20 protein-coding genes are annotated in these 19,137 nt (G+C 43.3%); 14 read left to right on the top strand and 6 right to left on the bottom strand.

Annotated elements, in window-relative coordinates; translation table 11 throughout:
* Positions 1–41: 41 nt before the first annotated feature.
* Together ACWPWY_RS17420 and ACWPWY_RS17415 are read right to left on the bottom strand one after the other, a co-directional pair.
* Positions 42–641: a DUF5317 domain-containing protein gene (locus tag ACWPWY_RS17420; RefSeq protein WP_454192980.1), complete on the bottom strand. Its 600-nt coding sequence runs from the start codon at positions 639–641 to the stop codon at positions 42–44.
* A gap of 148 nt (positions 642–789) precedes the next feature.
* The gene (locus tag ACWPWY_RS17415; protein ID WP_454192979.1) at positions 790–2,166 is read right to left on the bottom strand and encodes a hypothetical protein; all 1,377 of its coding nucleotides are present in this window, start codon (positions 2,164–2,166) and stop codon (positions 790–792) included.
* 264 nt (positions 2,167–2,430) lie between these two features.
* Between ACWPWY_RS17415 and ACWPWY_RS17410 the strand changes: the two genes are divergently transcribed.
* The 6 genes from ACWPWY_RS17410 (at position 2,431) to ACWPWY_RS17385 (ending at position 8,533) form a co-directional block, all read left to right on the top strand.
* Positions 2,431–3,471, top strand: a complete 1,041-nt coding sequence (locus ACWPWY_RS17410; RefSeq protein WP_454192978.1) for a BMP family lipoprotein — start codon at positions 2,431–2,433, stop codon at positions 3,469–3,471.
* A gap of 158 nt (positions 3,472–3,629) precedes the next feature.
* Positions 3,630–5,132 carry an ABC transporter ATP-binding protein gene (locus ACWPWY_RS17405; RefSeq protein WP_454192977.1) on the top strand — a complete coding sequence of 501 codons (1,503 nt, stop codon included), beginning with the start codon at positions 3,630–3,632 and terminating at the stop codon, positions 5,130–5,132.
* Positions 5,129–6,196 carry an ABC transporter permease gene (locus ACWPWY_RS17400; protein WP_454192976.1) on the top strand — a complete coding sequence of 356 codons (1,068 nt, stop codon included), beginning with the start codon at positions 5,129–5,131 and terminating at the stop codon, positions 6,194–6,196. Before ACWPWY_RS17405 ends, ACWPWY_RS17400 begins: the two co-directional genes overlap by 4 nt.
* Positions 6,180–7,103, top strand: coding sequence for an ABC transporter permease (locus ACWPWY_RS17395; protein WP_454192975.1), 924 nt, complete (start codon positions 6,180–6,182; stop codon positions 7,101–7,103). The genes ACWPWY_RS17400 and ACWPWY_RS17395 overlap by 17 nt, the downstream gene beginning before the upstream one ends.
* A gap of 25 nt (positions 7,104–7,128) precedes the next feature.
* Positions 7,129–7,800: a sulfite oxidase-like oxidoreductase gene (locus ACWPWY_RS17390; protein ID WP_454192974.1), complete on the top strand. Its 672-nt coding sequence runs from the start codon at positions 7,129–7,131 to the stop codon at positions 7,798–7,800.
* A 1-nt stretch (position 7,801) separates the two neighbouring features.
* Positions 7,802–8,533: a nucleoside phosphorylase gene (locus tag ACWPWY_RS17385; protein ID WP_454192973.1), complete on the top strand. Its 732-nt coding sequence runs from the start codon at positions 7,802–7,804 to the stop codon at positions 8,531–8,533.
* Between the two features lie 149 nt (positions 8,534–8,682).
* On the opposite strand, the gene ACWPWY_RS17380 is transcribed toward ACWPWY_RS17385, so the two are convergent.
* Entirely contained in the window at positions 8,683–9,012 is a 330-nt protein-coding gene (locus tag ACWPWY_RS17380) for a MerR family transcriptional regulator (protein WP_454192972.1), read from the bottom strand.
* A 73-nt stretch (positions 9,013–9,085) separates the two neighbouring features.
* Between ACWPWY_RS17380 and ACWPWY_RS17375 the strand changes: the two genes are divergently transcribed.
* The 5 genes from ACWPWY_RS17375 to ACWPWY_RS17355 all read left to right on the top strand — a co-directional run bounded on the left by ACWPWY_RS17375 (position 9,086) and on the right by ACWPWY_RS17355 (position 14,160).
* Positions 9,086–9,775, top strand: coding sequence for a type 1 glutamine amidotransferase domain-containing protein (locus ACWPWY_RS17375; RefSeq protein WP_454192971.1), 690 nt, complete (start codon positions 9,086–9,088; stop codon positions 9,773–9,775).
* A gap of 245 nt (positions 9,776–10,020) precedes the next feature.
* Complete coding sequence (locus ACWPWY_RS17370; protein ID WP_454192970.1) at positions 10,021–10,431, top strand: metal-sensitive transcriptional regulator; 411 nt, start codon at positions 10,021–10,023, stop codon at positions 10,429–10,431.
* A gap of 62 nt (positions 10,432–10,493) precedes the next feature.
* A complete protein-coding gene (locus ACWPWY_RS17365; protein WP_454192969.1) occupies positions 10,494–10,694 on the top strand; it encodes a copper ion binding protein in 201 nt (66 codons plus the stop codon).
* Between the two features lie 155 nt (positions 10,695–10,849).
* On the top strand, positions 10,850–13,288 hold the full coding sequence (locus ACWPWY_RS17360; protein WP_454192968.1) for a heavy metal translocating P-type ATPase: 2,439 nt from the start codon (positions 10,850–10,852) through the stop codon (positions 13,286–13,288).
* 134 nt (positions 13,289–13,422) lie between these two features.
* Positions 13,423–14,160, top strand: a complete 738-nt coding sequence (locus tag ACWPWY_RS17355) for a hypothetical protein (protein ID WP_454192967.1) — start codon at positions 13,423–13,425, stop codon at positions 14,158–14,160.
* 25 nt (positions 14,161–14,185) lie between these two features.
* Here ACWPWY_RS17355 and ACWPWY_RS17350 read toward each other — a convergent pair whose 3' ends face one another.
* Positions 14,186–15,073: a LysR substrate-binding domain-containing protein gene (locus ACWPWY_RS17350; protein ID WP_454192966.1), complete on the bottom strand. Its 888-nt coding sequence runs from the start codon at positions 15,071–15,073 to the stop codon at positions 14,186–14,188.
* 194 nt (positions 15,074–15,267) lie between these two features.
* Here ACWPWY_RS17350 and ACWPWY_RS17345 point away from each other — a divergent pair, with 194 nt between their 5' ends.
* On the top strand, positions 15,268–16,296 hold the full coding sequence (locus tag ACWPWY_RS17345) for a YeiH family protein (RefSeq protein WP_454193884.1): 1,029 nt from the start codon (positions 15,268–15,270) through the stop codon (positions 16,294–16,296).
* 24 nt (positions 16,297–16,320) lie between these two features.
* Here the strand turns inward: ACWPWY_RS17345 and ACWPWY_RS17340 are convergent, their stop codons facing one another.
* Positions 16,321–17,127 (bottom strand): hypothetical protein, encoded by an 807-nt coding sequence (locus ACWPWY_RS17340; RefSeq protein ID WP_454192965.1) that lies wholly within the window; start codon positions 17,125–17,127, stop codon positions 16,321–16,323.
* Positions 17,124–17,699, bottom strand: coding sequence for an RNA polymerase sigma factor (locus tag ACWPWY_RS17335; protein WP_454192964.1), 576 nt, complete (start codon positions 17,697–17,699; stop codon positions 17,124–17,126). The genes ACWPWY_RS17340 and ACWPWY_RS17335 overlap by 4 nt, the downstream gene beginning before the upstream one ends.
* A gap of 241 nt (positions 17,700–17,940) precedes the next feature.
* On the opposite strand from ACWPWY_RS17335, the gene ACWPWY_RS17330 reads away from it, so the two are divergent.
* A complete protein-coding gene (locus ACWPWY_RS17330) occupies positions 17,941–18,318 on the top strand; it encodes a hypothetical protein (protein ID WP_454192963.1) in 378 nt (125 codons plus the stop codon).
* Positions 18,319–18,334: 16 nt separating this feature from the next.
* Positions 18,335–19,078 carry an oxygen-insensitive NADPH nitroreductase gene (nfsA, locus tag ACWPWY_RS17325; protein WP_454192962.1) on the top strand — a complete coding sequence of 248 codons (744 nt, stop codon included), beginning with the start codon at positions 18,335–18,337 and terminating at the stop codon, positions 19,076–19,078.
* Positions 19,079–19,137 lie beyond the last annotated feature (59 nt).

Genomic DNA, 19,137 nt, shown 5'->3' with positions numbered 1-19,137 from the left:
GCAATGTTAGTTTTTTTCATAGTATGTATCCTCCTTAAAAATTAGTTAGATGTATGTAAACTAGGTGCGAGATCTTGATCTTCAGTATCCTTTTTGGGAACCATGATACTCTGGATGTACAAGAAAATGCCAAGGTTCATAACGACATCTCCGACACTAATAACCTGAGTTCGTGGATAAGGATTAGAGAGAGGAATAATATCCCCGAGAAACGACAATCTTGTAGAGGCATCCAGCATATAGTGCTTGTACACTGCATCGCCGCTAGATAGAAGGTCTGTGTAATATGGCCCCAATACTTGGGCTGCATCGAGTGATACAGGCATCCGGCCGCCATTGACAGCCATCACAAGAAAATTAAGAAAAACACCGACAAGAATGATCGTAAAGCCTTTGTTTTGTCGATTCATCCACAGAAACGCCATCCCAATAACGTAAATGGACATAAAGAAATATCCTGAAGCCGGTGCTAACCAGGAGGCATCTCCTTGAAAGCGGAAAATAAGAAACTGAATGAGTAGAAGGATCGGGAAGATAAGTCCGCCCTTTAACTTAATCTGACCAAACTGCATGAGACCATTCTTTAGACCGCCTCTGAACAATCCGACGAGAAGTCCAAGAATTATACCATCATAGACCATGTATTAATCTCCGTATATCGTATTTTTTTCCAGTCAAATAGATATATTCGACTAGTATATACAAATTCCTTCTTTTTTTCAAAATATTTTTTAGTTATTTCGTCCGATACTAAAATTGTTGTTTGCGTGTTAAGGAATTACTAGAGAATTACTCGACTCCACCTTGTAAATAGTTATAGAAAGGTACATCGACCCACAATCTATAACTAGATATATCGGCATCTGGGGCAAGTTTTTTAAATGCAGCGGATACTTTCTCTGCATTTTCTTCTAAAGTAAACGATTGAGCATAGTAATTTCCTTTCGCAATCTTGTTGTTTACGATGACGTTATAGTTCGAAAGGGCTGTTGTCGAGTAGTACAGCGGCTGCCACCAAGATCCATATAGAAGATCCTTCTGTTCATCGCTATTCTTTTTAGCATAAGCAAGCACTATATCATTGAATCGGCTTTTATCATCAAAATTGTTAAATTCAAAATCAAGATCGTATTCTTTCGCGTAAGCAATATAGTTTCCATTCGCTATTTGTTCTACTTTATAATTTTCATTCTCCTTAGGCTCTCCCCACTCTTTTAAGAAGATGAATGCTGAGGTTTTAGGCTGGAACTGAATATCCGCCTGAATTCCTTCGCTGCGCAAAAGTCCGATTAACTGCTTCGCATGTTTAATATCATCATGACCATACGTAAGTTTTAATGAATCTATGAAATTAGAATTAAACCTAGCATCCTTCAGGTTATAACCTGTAACTTCGTTGTTCTCCAGTGCTTCATTTACGATTGCACGAAGATCGGGGGCAGAGATCAAATCGGATGTGTTATAAGCATCACTAAGCTTGGAATAGATGTCTGCATCGCTGGATTTACCAATGCTGTGTTTATAATTTCCGTTTAGTTCGAGCACTTGTCCAAGTAGAACTGCTGTATATTCACTTGAAGCTTGTTTGGCTGTTACGGTTTCCTTATATAAGGAAGTTGGGAGAAGACCTGTATCCACCGCGGCTGCAATCTCGGAGGCAGCTTTACCTTGAATGCGTGAAGGAGAGAAACCCAGTTTTTTAAGAGAAGCTTCTACTTTAGCTGATGGATAGGTATAGCTAAGCTCCTGGATTCCAGCTGCTTTCACTGCGATGTAAAGTGCTGCTACTGGAGTCAGTTTCGTATCCGCATGGACTGTGGTTGTTGTAATGATCCCAGCCTTGTAGAGTTTAGCAGCTGATGGGTACAGCGGATCAGAGGAATCGATATCTGTAAACACAGGATTTTCGCCCTCTACATCTATAGGAAGTACTTTTGCAACTGCTTCAATAAAATGGCCCTTTGTTGGTTCTGTTCCAAACGAAATCCCATACTTGTTACTGAGAAATTGCACATAACCTTCGATTGAGTCTGCTCCAGCATACTGACTTACCGTAGATAGGGATGCTGCTTTGGTGACTGGGATGGAAGCATAGATGGATGTAGAGGGAAGTACCGTAAGGGCTACGCTTGCTGCAATAACCGTTTTTAATAAAACTTTTTTCATAAGAACACTCCTCAAGTTGGATTGAATGCGTTATAATCCTACTAAACCTACCATTTATGTATGTTTAATCTTCTAAATTTAGGGATCATCTTACCACTAGGTTCAGAATGGTGTCAATCAAACATTCGCCTTACATTAATTAACCATAGCTTATATTTACATTTTTTAACGTCATACATAGTAAATACCGAAAGATTCGTTGACATACATCGACAATGTTCGTATTATTGAACTATGAAAATAGGAAAAGGGGATTAGGTCACTATGAGAAGAACTCTTTCGTTTGTGTTGATTATTTCAATGCTTTCCATTTTATTAGCTGCCTGCGGCAGTGATAGCAGTGAAGATAAAGCTGGGTCTGAAGGCGCATCCGCTTCTGAGCAAGATTCAAAAAAAGCAGTTCTTGTACTTCCTGAAAAAATTGGTGTCAATCCGTTCTTCGTACAGATGGATGAAGGTTTCAAAAAAGCAGGGGAAGAATTCGGGATCGAAGTAAAGACGATCGAATCGACAGACCCGGCAGCGTTCGAACAAAATCTTCGTGCTGCTGTAGCAGAGGATTATGATTTCATCATGACAGCAACATATCAAGCAGAAGATGCACTTACCAAAGTGGCTGCCGAGAATCCGGACAAGTCTTTTGCCGTTGTTGACACTGTAGTTGACCTACCTAATGTTCGAAGCGTTGGCTTTAAAGAATACGAAGGTGCTTATCTTCTTGGGGCTGCAGCAGGCCTCGCAACAAAAACAAATATTGTCGGCATGATTGCCGCTCAAGATATTCCTTTGATTAAGAAGTATACAGAAGGATTTAGAGAAGGACTTGCTTCCGTTAACCCGGATGCGAAATTCCTAATTAACTATGCAGGTGGATTTAATGACGTTGCCAAAGCAAAAGAGCTGGCGATTGTTCAAGCGGATCAAGGAGCTGACTTTATTGCCGGAGCTTCCGCAGTAGGTGACCTTGGCGTATTTGAAGCAGCGAAAGAAAAAGGCTTCTATACTTCCGGTCAAGATACAGACCGTACGGTAGAAGACCCAGAGCATATTGTTCTTTCACAACTTAAATCAACAGACTCCGTTGCTTATGAAGAGTTGAAGGCTTTTGCAAATGGATCATTTGAGTTCGGCTATGTAAGTTATGGTCTGAAAGAAGACGGCGTGGGACTTACTTTTGTAACAAGAGATAGTGAATCCCCGCTGAGTCCATTCATTGGTCAAGAAGTGGTTGATAAAGTGAAGGCAATCAGAGATCAGATTGTATCTGGGGAGATTGTAGTCACGGATCCGCTTCAAAGCAACTAAGTAATGATGATTTTCCAATCAACGTATAAACGTAAGAAGTGCTTTACTACAGCTATGTTAGAGCTCGGATTGATTGTTAGTTCTTCAAGATTTGGCCGGCTGCCCAACACAGGTAGTCGGTTTTTTCTTCATTAAGAGGAGAAGGGGGAAGGATACGCGTGCTGTTAGAAATGAGCGGGATTACGAAAAAGTATGGAACACTTACAGCAAATAAAGAAGTTAACTTTGACTTAAAAGCAGGCGAGGTACATGCACTTGTTGGGGAGAACGGTGCAGGGAAAACCACGCTGATGCGTATTCTCTACGGGATGGAAGAACCGATCTCAGGAAGTATTCGGGTAAACGGCACGGAAGTGAGTTTTTCAACTCCTTCACAAGCTATCGCAAATGGGATCGGCATGGTTCATCAACATTTTATGTTGTTCCCATCCTTTACAATTGCTGAGAATATTGTGATCGGTCGTGAACCAGCCAAAAATGGCGGTGTCTTTGATCGAAATGCGGCTGCCAAAATTGTCATGGAACTCGGCGAAAAATATGGTATGCCGGTGGACCCTGGGAAAAAAGCGGGGGATTGCTCTCTTGGTATGCAGCAGCGGGTCGAAATTTTGAAAGTATTGTACCAGGGTGCAGATATCATTATTCTCGATGAACCTTCTGCTGTACTTACTCCGCTCGAAGTAAAGGAGCTTCTTATTAATGTTCGTGCTCTAACGAAGCTGGGCAAAAGTTTCATCCTTATTACGCACAAATTACAGGAAGTCATGGAAGTGTCTGACCGCATCACGGTACTTCGAGATGGGGTCGTTACGGGAACACTTGAGGCAAAAAACACAGATGTAGAGCAGCTATCGAGACTTATGGTAGGCAGAGAACTGGTGCGTATGGTGAAAAAGCCTTTTCACCCTGGGGATGCAGTCCTTGAGATCGAAGGAGTATCAATTAAAGGTTCCAAAGAACAAACATCACTTCGAGATATTAACCTCACAGTTCATGCAGGCGAAGTTATTGGAGTCGCAGGAATCTCGGGGAATGGTCAATCGGAGCTGATCCAAGCGATTGCTGGACTTAGACCGGTTAGTGAAGGATCGATTCGCTTAGCAGGCCAAGAAATTACCCGGATGTCTGTTCGCAACATTAGGGAAACAGGTCTTGCCCATATACCAGAAGACCGCTATATGTGGGGAGCTGCAAAAGATGCGTCCGTTCTTGACAATGGAATGATGGGTCACCATCATGCTCTGCAGAACAAAGGGGTTATATCCTCACGTAAGGTACGTAAGAAAGTAGAAGAATGGATTCAGCGCTTTGGAGTAAAGACAGGTTCTGTCGAGACAAAAGCACAGTATCTTTCCGGAGGAAATCTGCAAAAGCTGATTGCTGCCCGGGAATTCGCTCATGAAGCCCCGTTCCTTATCGCTGCTGAACCGACCCGCGGAGTTGATATTGGGGCAATGGAGACCATCCATAAAGAACTGCTCCATCAGCGGGATCAAGGGGCCGCGGTATTACTTGTATCTTCCGAATTGTCAGAAATATTGCAACTCTCCGATCGGGTTGTTGTCATGTACGAGGGAGAAATCGCAGGGGAGCTTCTTACTGAGAATGCGACCGAAGAGAGCATCAGTTTACTGATGGCAGGGGGGAAACAACAAGCATGAGCATGTTGAAGAATAATTTGAAAAGTTTAATCCAGCCGCTGCTTGCCGTGTTGATCGGCTTGCTTGCTGGAGCAGTTGCCATCCTGATTGTGGGCGGTAACGTATTTGAAACTTACGGAGAAATGTGGAAAGGTGCCTTTGGCAGTTTCTATTTCTTCACTAATACACTGTCACGAGCCACCCCAATTATTCTGATAGGGCTTGGGGTTGCCCTTGCTTTTAAAGCCGGATTTTTTAACATGGGGGCTGAAGGGCAGATGCTATTGGGAGCTTTAGCTTCAGCACTTACTGCACTCTATTTGCCAGGTCCTGGCTGGTTTGTCACGATTGTTTCCATTCTTGCCGGTGCGATTGTCGGCGGAATCTGGTCACTTTTTGCAGGCTGGCTGGATGCCAGGTTCGGTATGAACTTACTGATTACCACACTGCTGCTTAATTACATAGCTACTTTATTTGCTGGATATATGGTTGCGTATCCGCTCAAGGATACAACGGGGTCCGCTGCCATGGCACAAACGCCTATGGTTGATCAAAGTGTATGGCTGCCTAAACTGTTCCAAGGCATGGGTCTTCATGCGGGATTCGTGATTGCAATTATCGCTTCCGTCGTCATTTACTTCTTTATGCAAAAAACAGTACCGGGATATGAGATTCGGATGCTCGGAAGTAATCCTTCCTTTGCTGCTTTTGGCGGTGTAAAAAGAATACGAATGATGATGTTGTCCATGGTTGTCAGTGGTGCGCTGGCGGGAATCGCAGGTGCTGGAGAAGTTCTAGGTACCCAGTATCGGTATATTGATGGATCACTAAGCAGTGCGAGTTATGCATGGAGTGGAATTATGGCGACTTTGCTTGCTGGATCACATCCGCTCGGTACGGCTTTCTCTGCGATCCTGCTGTCCGCTCTTCAGACTGGATCTATGGGTGTGGAACGGAATACCGAGGTACCGCTTGAGGTAGGAAGTGTAATTCAGGCAGTACTGACTCTTTTTGTGTCTGCGAGAATCGGCTATAGCTTCCTAAAACGGAGAAAGGGGAACAAAACAAATGGAACAGCTTCTTGATGCAGCCTTATTTAATGCAACCTTGCGTTCGATTACACCGATCTTGCTTGCTGCGCTCGGAGCAGCATTATGTTCCCGCGTTGGTTTGTTCAATGTAGGTTTGGAAGGACTCGTCCTAATTGGAGCCTTTTCTTCTATTGTAGGTAATTATTTATTTCATAACGTTGTACTTGCCATTATTTTTGCTATTCTCATTGTATCGTTCTTCTCGCTCGTGTTTGCCTATGTCAGTATTAATCTAAAAGCAAATGAGATCGTTGTCGGTTTGTCCATCAACTTTCTGGCGGCGGGACTGACGACCTTTTCTTTACGAGCTATTTTTGATGTCAAAGGCGCTTACTACGATAAGGATATGATTGGTTTACCAAAATGGGATATTCCGTTCATTCAAAATATTCCTTGGCTTGGTGATGTTATATCCGGTCATACACCGCTTGTCTATTTTGCTATTATTCTCGTTTTCATTCTTCATTTCTATTTATTTAAAACAGTATCCGGCTTTCGGCTCCGCTCCGTTGGGGAAAATCCGATTGCTGCGCAAAGTCTCGGCATTCCCGTTCGCCGGACACAATACCTTGCTGTACTGATGTGCGGCGTACTGTGTGCACTTGCCGGTGCACAGTTGTCACTTGGACAAGTGACGATGTTTACAGAAGGAATGACAGCAGGACGTGGATTTATTGCACTCGTTGCTACCATGCTCGGTCAATCCAGTCCAATCCTTGTTATGGCATCCAGTATATTGTTTGGTTTTATGGAGGCACTGGGAATTCGTCTGCAAGGCTTCTCCCTTCCATCCCATTTTACGAATATGCTTCCTTATGTGATTACACTTGCCGCGATGTTCTTCTTCAAGAACAAGAGTTATGCTGAGGATGCACAGAAAGCGGGCGGAAGCTCGAGGTAACAAGCACAGAAAGGAGCAACACCATATGAAAAGCAAAGCAGAGCGCCTAAAAGGAACGAAATCACCGAAGGTGAATATTGATGAATCTCTAGCTCATCGTCTGCCGCCGGGACAGGTCCTGACCGAGAAATTTCCTATACTGCATGAAGGGGAAGTTCCGGAGTATGACATGAGTACGTGGAATTTACGTGTATACGGCGAAGTGGAGGAAGAAGTGAGTTTCTCTTATGAAGACCTTCTACAGCTTCCGATGATAAATACGGTGAGTGATATTCACTGTGTTACTCGCTGGTCTAAATTTGATACGGCTTGGGAAGGTATTCGGTTCACTGACTTTATGAAACATTTCAAAATCAAGCCGGAAGCAAAATACGTTATGATTCATGCGGATCAAGATTACGAGACGAATCTACCGATTGAAGCACTGCTTCGGGATGATGTGCTGCTCGCTTTCAAATATGATGGCAAGGATTTAACACCAAAGCATGGTTGGCCGCTGCGTCTTGTGGTCCCTGAGTTTTATTTTTGGAAAAGTGCCAAGTGGATTCGCGGTTTTGAGTTTATGACCGAAGATCGCCATGGATTCTGGGAGCGCAACGGATTTCATAATACAGCTGACCCATTTCAGGAGCAGCGTTTCTCAGATGAGGAACTGCCGATTCCAGAAGATGAGTGGATGAAGAAGGAGTTTGATTAATATGTTACTGCCCATTTTACAGATTCATTCCGAAGATATGCCGCGATACGCAGTCGTATGTGGAGATCCATTCCGTGCAGAAAAAATAGCCGATAAGCTGACCGGAGCAAGAGAACTTGCATTCAGCCGGGAATACCGTACATTTGTGGGTGAGTATGAAGGTGTTCCTATCGCTGTGGTAAGTCATGGAGTGGGATGCCCAGGAGCAGCTGTTTGTTTTGAAGAACTGATTCGCGCCGGAGTGACAACCTTGATTCGAGTAGGAACGGCAGGTTCTTATACCGTAGATGTACCTGCAGGTAGTCTTGTGGTGAGTACAGCGGCGATTCGTACGGATGGCCTTACAAGACAGCTCGTCCCGGATGGATTCCCTGCGGTGGCAGATCACGAGGTGACAAATGCTCTGTATAACGCTGCTACGACCATGCAGGGTGTGGTTCGAAAAGGGATGACCGTAACCGTGGATGCTTTCTTTAACGGAGTTGAGGAAATTCCGCATAAGAAATTCAAACAGGCAGGTGCGCTTGCCGCGGAGATGGAAATAGCTGCTCTGTTTGTGATCAGCTCTCTACGGGGTGCGCGGGCTGGAGCGATCGTAGCGATTGACGGTTTTGCTGATCAGGACTTGGCAGCGGAGTATGATCCACATACGAATGTGGTGAGTGATGCTGTAGAGCGTGAGATGAATGCTGCGCTGAAAGCGATGGTAACTCTTGCTCAGCAAGATACGTAAAACCAAAGGTGTTCATTAGTAGTAGATAAAATTCAGCTAGTAGATTAAAAAGACCGACTTCCGTTACACCGGATCGGTCTGTTCCACATGGTATGTACTACCAAGCAAGTTGCGGTAACACAGGCTGTGTTGTATATATATCTGCGAAGTTACATCTTGTTTTCAATTTCTTCGATATAAGAGTTTAGAATGACGATTTGCTCTTCTAGACTCTTTTTGTGTTGTAACAAAATAGCGTTCGTATCTATACTTTCATATTCTAAGTTTATATTCGAGATATTTTCTCTTATATCTTGAATAGGCATTCCTAGCCGTCTAAAACATTTTACTAGTTTCAAGATTTCAATGTCTTTATCATCAAATACACGAACTCCGTTTGTGTTTCTTTTTAATGCAGGTAATAATTTTATTTTTTCATAGTACCTAATTGAGCTTGCTGGTATTTGGGAAAAGGCGCTGGCCTTCTGAATTGAATACATAATTTCCCCTCCTTGACTTAAAGTAAGGTTTAACACGTACAATCATATTATCATACAAATAGGAGTGAACATAATGGGAAAAATTTTAGTTGTTGTAACCAACGTATCCAAATATCCAGATCTAGAGCGGGCAACGGGATTATGGTTAGGGGAAGCAGTTCACTTTGCAGACAAAATGGAGAATGAAGGATATAAAATCGATTATGTTAGCCCTAACGGAGGCTATACTTCTATCGATCCACATAGTTTAGAGAAAGACCAAATGACAGAACTAGACTGGAAATATTACCAAAATAACAATTTTTTAAATAAGTTAGGCACGACTCTAGCTGCAGAAGATATTAATCCGGAAGATTATGATGTTATTTACTATACAGGTGGACACGGTGTAATGTGGGACTTCCCTGATAATAAAAAATTACAAGAGGTTGCTATAAAAATATACGAAAATGGTGGCATTGTATCCGCAGTGTGCCATGGCGCTATTGGTTTAGTGAACATTAAGAATGAGGCCGGAGAGTATCTGATTGCTAATAAAAAGGTTACAGGCTTTGCTAATAGTGAAGAAAGAGCTATTGAATTGGACAAAGTGGTTCCCTATTTAACAGAAGATGAACTTGTTAAAAGAGGGGCTAATTATGTAAAAGGAACGGACTGGTCATCATTCGTTGTGGTTGATGGTCATCTTGTAACCGGCCAAAATCCGGCTTCCGGTGGTGAAGTCGCAGAAGAAGTAATTAAATTGTTGAATTCAAAACGTTAATATCTTATTGGTGGTTTCACAGATCACTATTATTGAAGTAACTTTTTGATCGATGAATAATCGGCAACCTATTTTGGGTGCCTAGTATGGTAAACAGAAGGCATTGGGAATATTAATTCCAATGCCTTTTGTCATTTTCATTTCTTTAATAAATCTATTATGACTTTTATAAAAAGATATCCATGTTGACATACCCCATGGGGGTATAATACAATAGCTTCAGAGAGACGAAGGAGGTCATGGGAATGGAAGAGTCCAAGGTAGACCATACTCCCAATGAGGAACTAACGAATAAAACGGTGGATTGTTGTTCGCCACAAGGGGCTCTTGCAGTCAGCGCATGTCATGATGCTCATTCGCCTCAAGGCAACGATGGACCAAGACATAGTCATCACTCGGATGAGATGAAGAATATTCTCACTTCACGACTGAATCGGATTGAAGGACAGGTCCGAGGAATCAAGGGTATGATCGAACGTGATACGTATTGTGACGATGTACTTACTCAGATAGCAGCTGTACAATCTGCGCTGAATGGAGTTGGAAAGCTTTTGCTGGAAGGTCATATGAAGAGTTGTGTTATTGAACGCATACAGGCCGGAGACTCCGAAGTGATTGATGAGCTGCTGGTTACGGTTAAGAAGTTAATGAAGTAAATGATTTTTACTGTTTTTAGTCTAATGTAGAGCTCAACACTAACCTTAAGGAGGAAAACATAATGAGTAACGTAACATTGAATGTAAAAGGAATGTCTTGTGGTCACTGTGTAAAAGCAGTAGAAGGTGCTCTTGAAAGTGTTGGCGCGAAAGGGAATGTGGATCTTGCTGCAGGTAAGGTAAGTATCGAATACGACGAGCAAAAAGTAACAGTGGATCAAATGAAACAAGCGATTGAAGATCAAGGATATGACGTCGTTTAATCGACTTCTAAAATGAACATAGTAAAGAAACGGTCAGCATCTAACGTTGATCGTTTCTGCTCTATCTTTACTATAATATACAGAGCGGTCAACTAAAGGCTGCTTTTTTTACCTCACACATATACCCCTATGGGGTATAAAGGAGATGAAATGTAATGAATGAATTGACAGAAGCAAATAATACGAATAATAAAAAAACCAAACTGAATATAACAGGTATGACTTGTGCTGCTTGTGCAACCCGAATTGAGAAGGGGTTATCACGTATGGAGGGGGTTAAGGAAGCGAATGTCAATCTGGCGCTAGAACAAGCGTCGGTTACTTTTGACCCTGCAGCGGTTGGTGTAAATGATCTGAAGAATAAAATAGATTCCCTGGGATATGGAACGGCTGTCGAGAGTGTGGATCTAAACATCACGGGAATGACCTGTGCTGCATGTGCAACCCGGATTGAAAAAGGAATTAGCCGAATGCCTGGGGTTACGAAAGCGAACGTGAATTTGGCACTGGAAACAGCCCATATCGAATATGCTTCCGGCACCGCAAGTTCTTCCGATTTTGTGAAAAAGGTGGAGCAGCTAGGCTATGGAGCTCTTCCGCAGCAAGCGAAGGAAGATATAGCAGATCTTCGTCAGAAAGAGCTGGAGCGTAAAAAATGGAAGTGGATCATTTCTGCAATCCTGTCCATCCCATTATTGTGGGCAATGGTAGGCCATTTCTCGTTCACCTCATGGATGTATGTACCTGACCTGTTCATGAATCCTTGGTTCCAGTGGATTCTTGCAACGCCAATCCAATTTGTGATTGGGTGGCAATTTTATAGAGGTGCCTATGGTGCTCTTCGAAACAAGAGCGCCAATATGGACGTTCTCGTTGCTCTCGGAACCTCGGCAGCGTACTTTTACAGCCTTTACTTGAGTATTGTGTGGACAATAGAGGGCGGACATCATGGTGCTGAGCTGTACTATGAGACAAGTGCCATCCTGATTACGCTCGTTCTCGTCGGAAAATGGTTTGAGAGTGTAGCGAAAGGACGCTCATCTCAGGCAATCCGCAGTCTAATGGAATTAGCGCCAAGAACAGCTCTTGTTATACGTGATGGGGAAGAGAAGGCGATTCCAGCATCAGAAGTGATTGCAGGTGATTTATTTATCGTTAAACCTGGGGAGAAGTTTCCGGTTGATGGAGTCGTTGAGAAAGGCTCCTCATCTGTGGATGAATCGATGCTCAGCGGGGAAAGCCTTCCTGTAGACAAGAAACCAGGGGACAATGTATCTGGTGCTACGATTAACAAAAACGGTGCTCTCACTGTTCGGGCAACCAAAGTGGGTTCGGATACAGCTCTTGCCCAAATTATTAAAGTGGTGGAAGAAGCGCAAGGTTCAAAGGCACCGATTCAACGGATTGCCGACCTTATTTCCGGGATTTTTGTACCGATTGTGGTAGGAATAGCGGTATTAACCTTTGCGATCTGGTTCTTCTTCGTTGAACAAGGACAGTTTGCAAATGCCCTTGAGAAAGCCATTGCGGTACTCGTTATTGCGTGTCCGTGTGCGCTTGGTCTGGCTACACCAACTTCTATTATGGCGGGTTCAGGTAGAGCGGCTGAATATGGCATTTTGTTTAAAGGTGGAGAACATTTAGAGCATGCACAAGAAATAGAGATTGTTGTGCTCGACAAAACAGGAACGGTAACGGAAGGAAAACCAAAATTAACGGATGTTATTACTCGCGAGGATCTAACGGAAGAGGAACTGCTATCCCTTGTTGCTGCTGCCGAAAATGCTTCAGAGCATCCACTAGCACAGGCGATCGTGCAGGGAATTGGGGCTAGAGGCATTCGTTTTCCAGAAGCAGAGTATTTTGAGAATATTCCTGGCTACGGGGTAAAAGCTAAGGTTAACGGAAAAGAGCTGCTTATCGGGACACGCCGATTGTTAGAACAGCATCAAGTTGACAGTAAGATGGCTGACCTTGGTATGCAGCAACTAGAGGAAAAAGGAAAAACAGCAATGCTGGTGAGTATAGATGGCAAATGGGCAGGAACCGTTGCTGTCGCTGATACGATTAAACCAACTTCCCGTGCTGCTGTGCAGCGTCTAAAAGAAATGGGTATTGAAGTGGTTATGATGACAGGTGATAACAAACGTACGGCAGAAGCGGTTGCTAAGGAAGCGGGTATTGATCATGTACTGGCTGAAGTACTTCCGGAAGGCAAAGCCGAAGAAGTGAAAAAACTTCAACAGACGGGCAAAAAAGTAGCGATGGCGGGCGACGGCATCAATGATGCACCTGCCCTTGTAACGGCAGATACAGGCATGGCGATGGGAACGGGAACCGATGTAGCGATGGAAGCAGCAGATGTTACGCTGATGCGCGGTGATCTGAACAGTATTCCTGATGCAATTATGATGAGTCGCCGTACGATGGGCAATATTAAACAAAACTTATTTTGGGCACTTGGTTATAATGTGATCGGCATTCCTATTGCAGCGATAGGACTGCTTGCACCATGGCTTGCGGGAGCGGCAATGGCACTAAGTTCCGTATCCGTTGTACTTAATGCACTACGTTTGCAACGAGTGAAATTATAATTAACAATAGCTGATAGCTACCTGAGTAATAGCGAAAAAAGATATCCTGGCTCTCTAAGCGAGTGCAGGATATCTTTTTTTATTATAGGATGGATCAAATAAGAAATATAAAAGGAAAGGGCGAAGGAGACTATATGTTAACGGCAAAATCGAAATCCTATTTACCTTTTATCCGCACGCTTCCGATTAAGGATCAGTATTCAAAACAGGATTTATTAATAGAAGATCTGTTAATGGAGCAGGAGGGGCAAATAGAAATGTATTATGCTCCCCATAATGAGTACATCAATCCACTTGCGAAGATTGTACTTGTAGGTATTACACCTGGATGGACACAGATGGAACTGGCTTATCGAATGGTTATACAGTCTTTACACAGAGGAGAGACATGGGAAGAAGCATGTAAGGCAGCCAAAATGGCGGCCCGATTCGCTGGTTCGATGCGAACAAATCTGATCAAGATGCTTGAAGAATTAGAGCTTCCTCATTATTTAGGAATCGAAAAGGCGAGTGACTTATTTGACCCAAAAGCTACTCTTTTACATACAACGTCCTTACTACGATATCCGGTATTTGTCGATAAACAGAACTACAATGGACATTTGCCATCCTTAACGAACAATGAATTCTTGTATAAAAAAGTAGCCGAATCCTTTCCACAAGAGATAAGCATGCTGGACGGGCCCCTGATAATTCCGTTAGGGAAGTCAGTAGAGAAGGTGCTACGTCAGCTAGCTCATCAAAACAAAATCCAAGCTGGGAATTATTTATGGGGATTCCCTCATCCTTCGGGCGCAAATGGTCATCGACATAAGCAGTTCGAAACCGCAAAGCCTGATATGATACGAACGCTTCGTCATCTATATAAGTAAAGAATTATACACAGCTTATCCAGAGCTAAGATACGTAAGTGAGCAAGTGCTGAATAAACATCCGATGAGCAAGTGTGGTTTCTGATCCAGCCGATTGGACCATACTGAATTCTCTTTCCATCTGATGCTCTTTTAAATGAATCTGAGCTACTTCTCTGTACTTGATTTCTTTTTGTACAATCCATTCGGACAAGAAAGCAATTCCTAGGCCGGAGACCACGGCTTCTTTCACTCCTTGACTGCTATAAAAGGAATAAGTTTGCTTCACCCGAAGGTCCTGCTCTGCAATGAACTGATTGCTAAAGGCTCGTGTGCCTGATCCGGATTCCCGTAACACCCATATTTGGTCTTGAAGCTGCTTAGGTTCGATGACTCGTTCCCTTGCCAGTGGATGAACAGAAGGGGCAATAAGAATCATTTGGTCTTTCATAAAAGGGGTTACGGTGGTCGATTCCGCAGCACTAACTTTTCCTTCAACCAGCCCAATATCCAAAATACCTTCGCGAATTCTCCGCATAATTTCTTCTGTATTTCGAATCGTTACTTCGATGTTGACATGGGGATATTGTTTCGCATAATCCGCAATCATACCGGGGAGAATATACTCACCAATCGTAAAGCTGGCACCTAGTCGAATCTGCCCAGTGACTTCGTGTTGAAGAAGCCGGATGGACTGTTTTGCTTCATCATACAGGTGCATCATTTGTTTTGCGTGCTTATACAGAATTTCACCTGCTTCGGTTAAGCGGACCTGTTTCGAAGAACGATGAAGTAGCTTAGCTCCCATCTCATTCTCTAAATTACGGATATGCAGACTGACTCCAGGCTGAGATAGGTTAAGCGATTCAGCTGCTTTAGAGAAGTGACGCAACTCCGCAACAGTAACGAATACCCGTAAAGTATCTGTAATCATTATTATTTTCCTTTGATGTTTGTTTGCTTTAAGACATGAGAGAACTCGATCGCTATTTCAATCATAAGTATTTGTAATGATTGGCATAGCATATCGGTATTTCACTCGTGAAACAGGATCAACTATAGTAAAGACAATAGAACACACAGAAGTCATCTAGGTTAAACAAGGAGTGTTTGAAAATGAGCAAATCTATGGCTGCACCCCAAAGAGGGCCAAGTAAACAAGGCTTCTTTTTTGGGATTGGTATTACACTTGCTATCGCGCTTGTCGCCAGATTTTTAGCAATGCTTCCTTTTTTAAGTATTATGGGCCAGCTTGTACTTGCGATCTTGCTGGGGATGCTTTACCGAGCATTCTTTCCTATTCCTAAGAACGCCTCAGGCGGAATATCATTCTCCAGTAAAAAGTTACTCAGGTACGGGATTATTCTGCTGGGAGTAAGACTTAACTTGGCAGACGTAATTGAAGCAGGACCTAAAGTACTGGCCATTGCTATTATCAATATTATTTTTGCTATCGTGGTGGTATATGTACTGACGAAAGTCTTCAAAGTGGATCAGAAGCTAGGTATTCTAACCGCTTGCGGTACAGCCATCTGCGGAGCGGCCGCAGTGGTCGCTATTTCTCCTCAGTTAAAGGCAAGTGATGAAGATACAGCCATAAGCGCGGCAACAGTCGCTATTCTTGGCACCATTTTCACTTTACTCTATACGCTATTGTACCCTGTACTTGGATTAACTGCATCTGGATACGGTATCTTTGCCGGTGCAACACTGCATGAAATTGCTCACGTGATTGCAGCAGCAGATCCGGGCGGTCAAAGTGCAGTCGATCTGGCGGTGATTGTCAAATTATCCCGTGTCGCTATGCTTGTTCCGATTGCCATCGTGATTGGGATGTGGAGTGCTCGTAAGGAGCGCATCGAGCACGGCGGCAGCACAAAAATGAGTGTTCGTGATATCCCCATTCCTTGGTTCATTGTTGGTTTCTTGGTCATGAGCGGTATCAACACACTGGGTATTATCCCGCCTGCTATGGTTTCTGGTATCATTACGATTTCTTATCTTTTGATTGGTATGGCGATGGCTGGTCTTGGTCTCGGCGTTCAGTTTTCTACATTTAGAAAAAAAGGACTGCCTTCCTTTATTGCAGGTGGTATTGGTTCGATTCTGTTATCTATTCTTGGTTTTGCACTTGTATATTTATTCGGACTTGCCTAATAATAAAAAACAAAGCCCTTGGGATTATTGATCCGCAAGGGCTTTGATATGTTCTACGAATTCGCTATAAGGTACATTTTGTACAGTTAAAGTATCGGTTGACGATTCAATCGAAGAAATAAGTTCATCCTCAGAAACAACGTATATACCTTGAGTCTCACTTGTAAGGTCATACGTATCTAATTTTTCGGTCTTCTTCAAAAAAAGTACAACTCTATCTTTTGCCTCAAGGGGAAGATCAGTCAGATTTACAGTCTCACTTAGGTTGATTTTCAGTGCGCTTGGCACCTCATTTACGTGCGAGATGATGATTTTCTCTACATCCGCTTGCAGACTAAGTCCATTCCGATTTGAATTTGTTATTTTAAGCTGGGCAATCAGATCAGCTTCTTTAATCAAATCTTGTAACCAAAGTTCTTGATTCGAAAATCTCAATTTGGATTGCTCCTCTTTAAATAACGAGTCTGCCATCTCCTCATGCTCAATAGCGTTTCTATTCGTATCCTTCTGGGTCATGGAGTAAGGCTCGCTATCCGTTGATTCCGCTGTGGACTCGGCAGATGGGCCAGCTTCGCTCATACTGATCATTTCTGGCTGGCTATGTGTAAGTTCCGTACCGGGCAGAAACCACCATACTGCGGCTAGAAGACTCCCGCAGATAGCGACTGGTACAATGCGTTTGAGCCAAATGGTTTGTCTTTTGGGAGCTGGATTCTGTGAAATACGCTGCACCGTCTGCATTACTCGCCGTTTGTGCTCTTCTGTGAAAGGTTCATCTGCAAAAGGATCTATTTTAACCCGTTTTTCCCACTCTTCCTGATGTTTTGTCATTCTGCCCGCCTCCCTAGTTCTTTTTGTACCTTTTCCTTTGCTCTGGAAAGACGCGATTTTACTGTACCCTCGGATATGTGGAGGATATTTGCGATCTCATGAATTTTCATTTCATATTTTAGGGCAAGAATGAGTACTTCCCGCGATTTGACAGATAGGCTCATAATAATCTCCCATATTGAATCCTCGTAATGTTGTTCCAGGACGATCGATTCGGCAGAAGGGACTATTCGGCTGTTCTGGGTTAAAGCACTGCTTTCCGCTGTTTTTTCATCATCTATCGAGTAAAGTTTACTGCCGAGGCTCTGACGAAAGAAACGAGATCTCCGGTAGGAATGAACTGTATTTCGTGTGATGGTGATCAGCCATGTTTTGAGAGAAGCTTCACCCCGGTAGGTGTGAATTCCTTGATAGGCCTTAATAAAAACCACTTGCGAAATATCATCGGCATGGTCCCGGCTTCCGGTCAGAAAGAAGGCATAATTCCATACGTCGTTACCATAGTCGTCCATGATTTGATATAAAGTATCGTTATCCAGCGTAACTGCATATTTAAGATCGCTGTAATCCAAGCTTGCTCACCTCACTACTCTATAGACTACATGAAGTCGATATAAGTTCCTAGATACGAGGATGTTCTTCATCACTACACGGATGTAATTCATGCTAAAATAAATTAATGGAACGAGAAAATAGTCCTTTTCAGAGTCATGTCTGTTACCTGCTAATGATCGATCCGAGGTAGAACAGGATCATAAATGGGTAATTTATTTCGTGTATCTCTGTAATCACATCAAGGAAGGAGAAAACATAATGAAGAAATACGGTCTTATGTTAGGTGTTTTGTTCATACTGATTCTTTCTGCTTGTTCGCAGAAGGAAGAATTACCGCCTTATGCGGATAGCTTGACAGGGAGCAGTGAAGTGTTGATTCGCCAAGAAGATACATCGAAGACCATCACGGATGAACAAGAATTATCGGCTATGATTGCTCTCTTAAACCAGGGTAAGGCGATCGAGCCACCTGAGGAATCACAGGGGATAGATCCGGAAAGTGCGAAAGAGGCAGTTCTTATGCATTTTCCAAAAGTAGATCTTGTATATATTGGGGATGGTCATGTACTGAGTGGGCTTGATGGCACGTACTATGAGGTTCCGCAAGACATTGAAGACTATCTGAAGGTTAAATAGAAGGGGTGAATGAGAGATGAACGACACAATCAACTTATTGATGAACCACAAATCCATTCGGAAATACAAAAATGAACCCGTAACAGAGGAACAACTAGAAACGATCATAGCGGCAGGGCAGATGGCCTCGACTTCCAGTAACGTACAAGCCTATAGTGTTGTTGCCGTTACAGATTCCGAGCTGAAAGCCAAGCTGTCAGGACTTGCGGGGAACCAAGCTTATATAAACGAGTGCCCTGTTTTCCTTGTGTGGTGCGCAGATATGTACAGACTTCGTGAAACGGCTGCAACGCAGGCGGCAGGAACGGAAACCTACGAAGATACGATGGAGAACTTTACGGTGGCTACCATTGATGTGGCTCTTGCTGCACAGAATGCAGCTGTTGCTGCGGAATCGCTGGGACTGGGTGTTGTGTACATTGGCGGAGTCCGTAATAACATCGAAGAAGTTTCAGAAGTGTTGGGACTTCCTGAACTCATGTACCCCGTATTCGGTATGTGCCTTGGTGTACCGGATCAGGAACCTGTGCTTCGTCCGCGTCTTCCGTTGAACGCTGTATTGCATAGAAACGGCTATAACAAAGAGCAGTCTTTGGCCGGGGTAAAAGAATATGATGAGACCTTATCAGCTTACATGCGTGAACGTTCTGACGGGAAGCAGTCTGCTACCTGGTCTGAGATGATGGCGAAGCGACTGACACAGCCCGCTCGTCTTCAGTTGAAATCATTCCTTGAAGGTAAGGGATTCATGAAACGATAGTATCTTATTTCATTTGTTATACGAATAAAAAAGGAGAGCCCCTCGCATGAAATCGCGAG

The organism is Paenibacillus sp. Marseille-Q7038, assembly GCF_965111595.1.
Note: the sequence above shows the minus strand (reverse complement) of the source record. Positions and strands in the feature narration are given on the sequence as shown.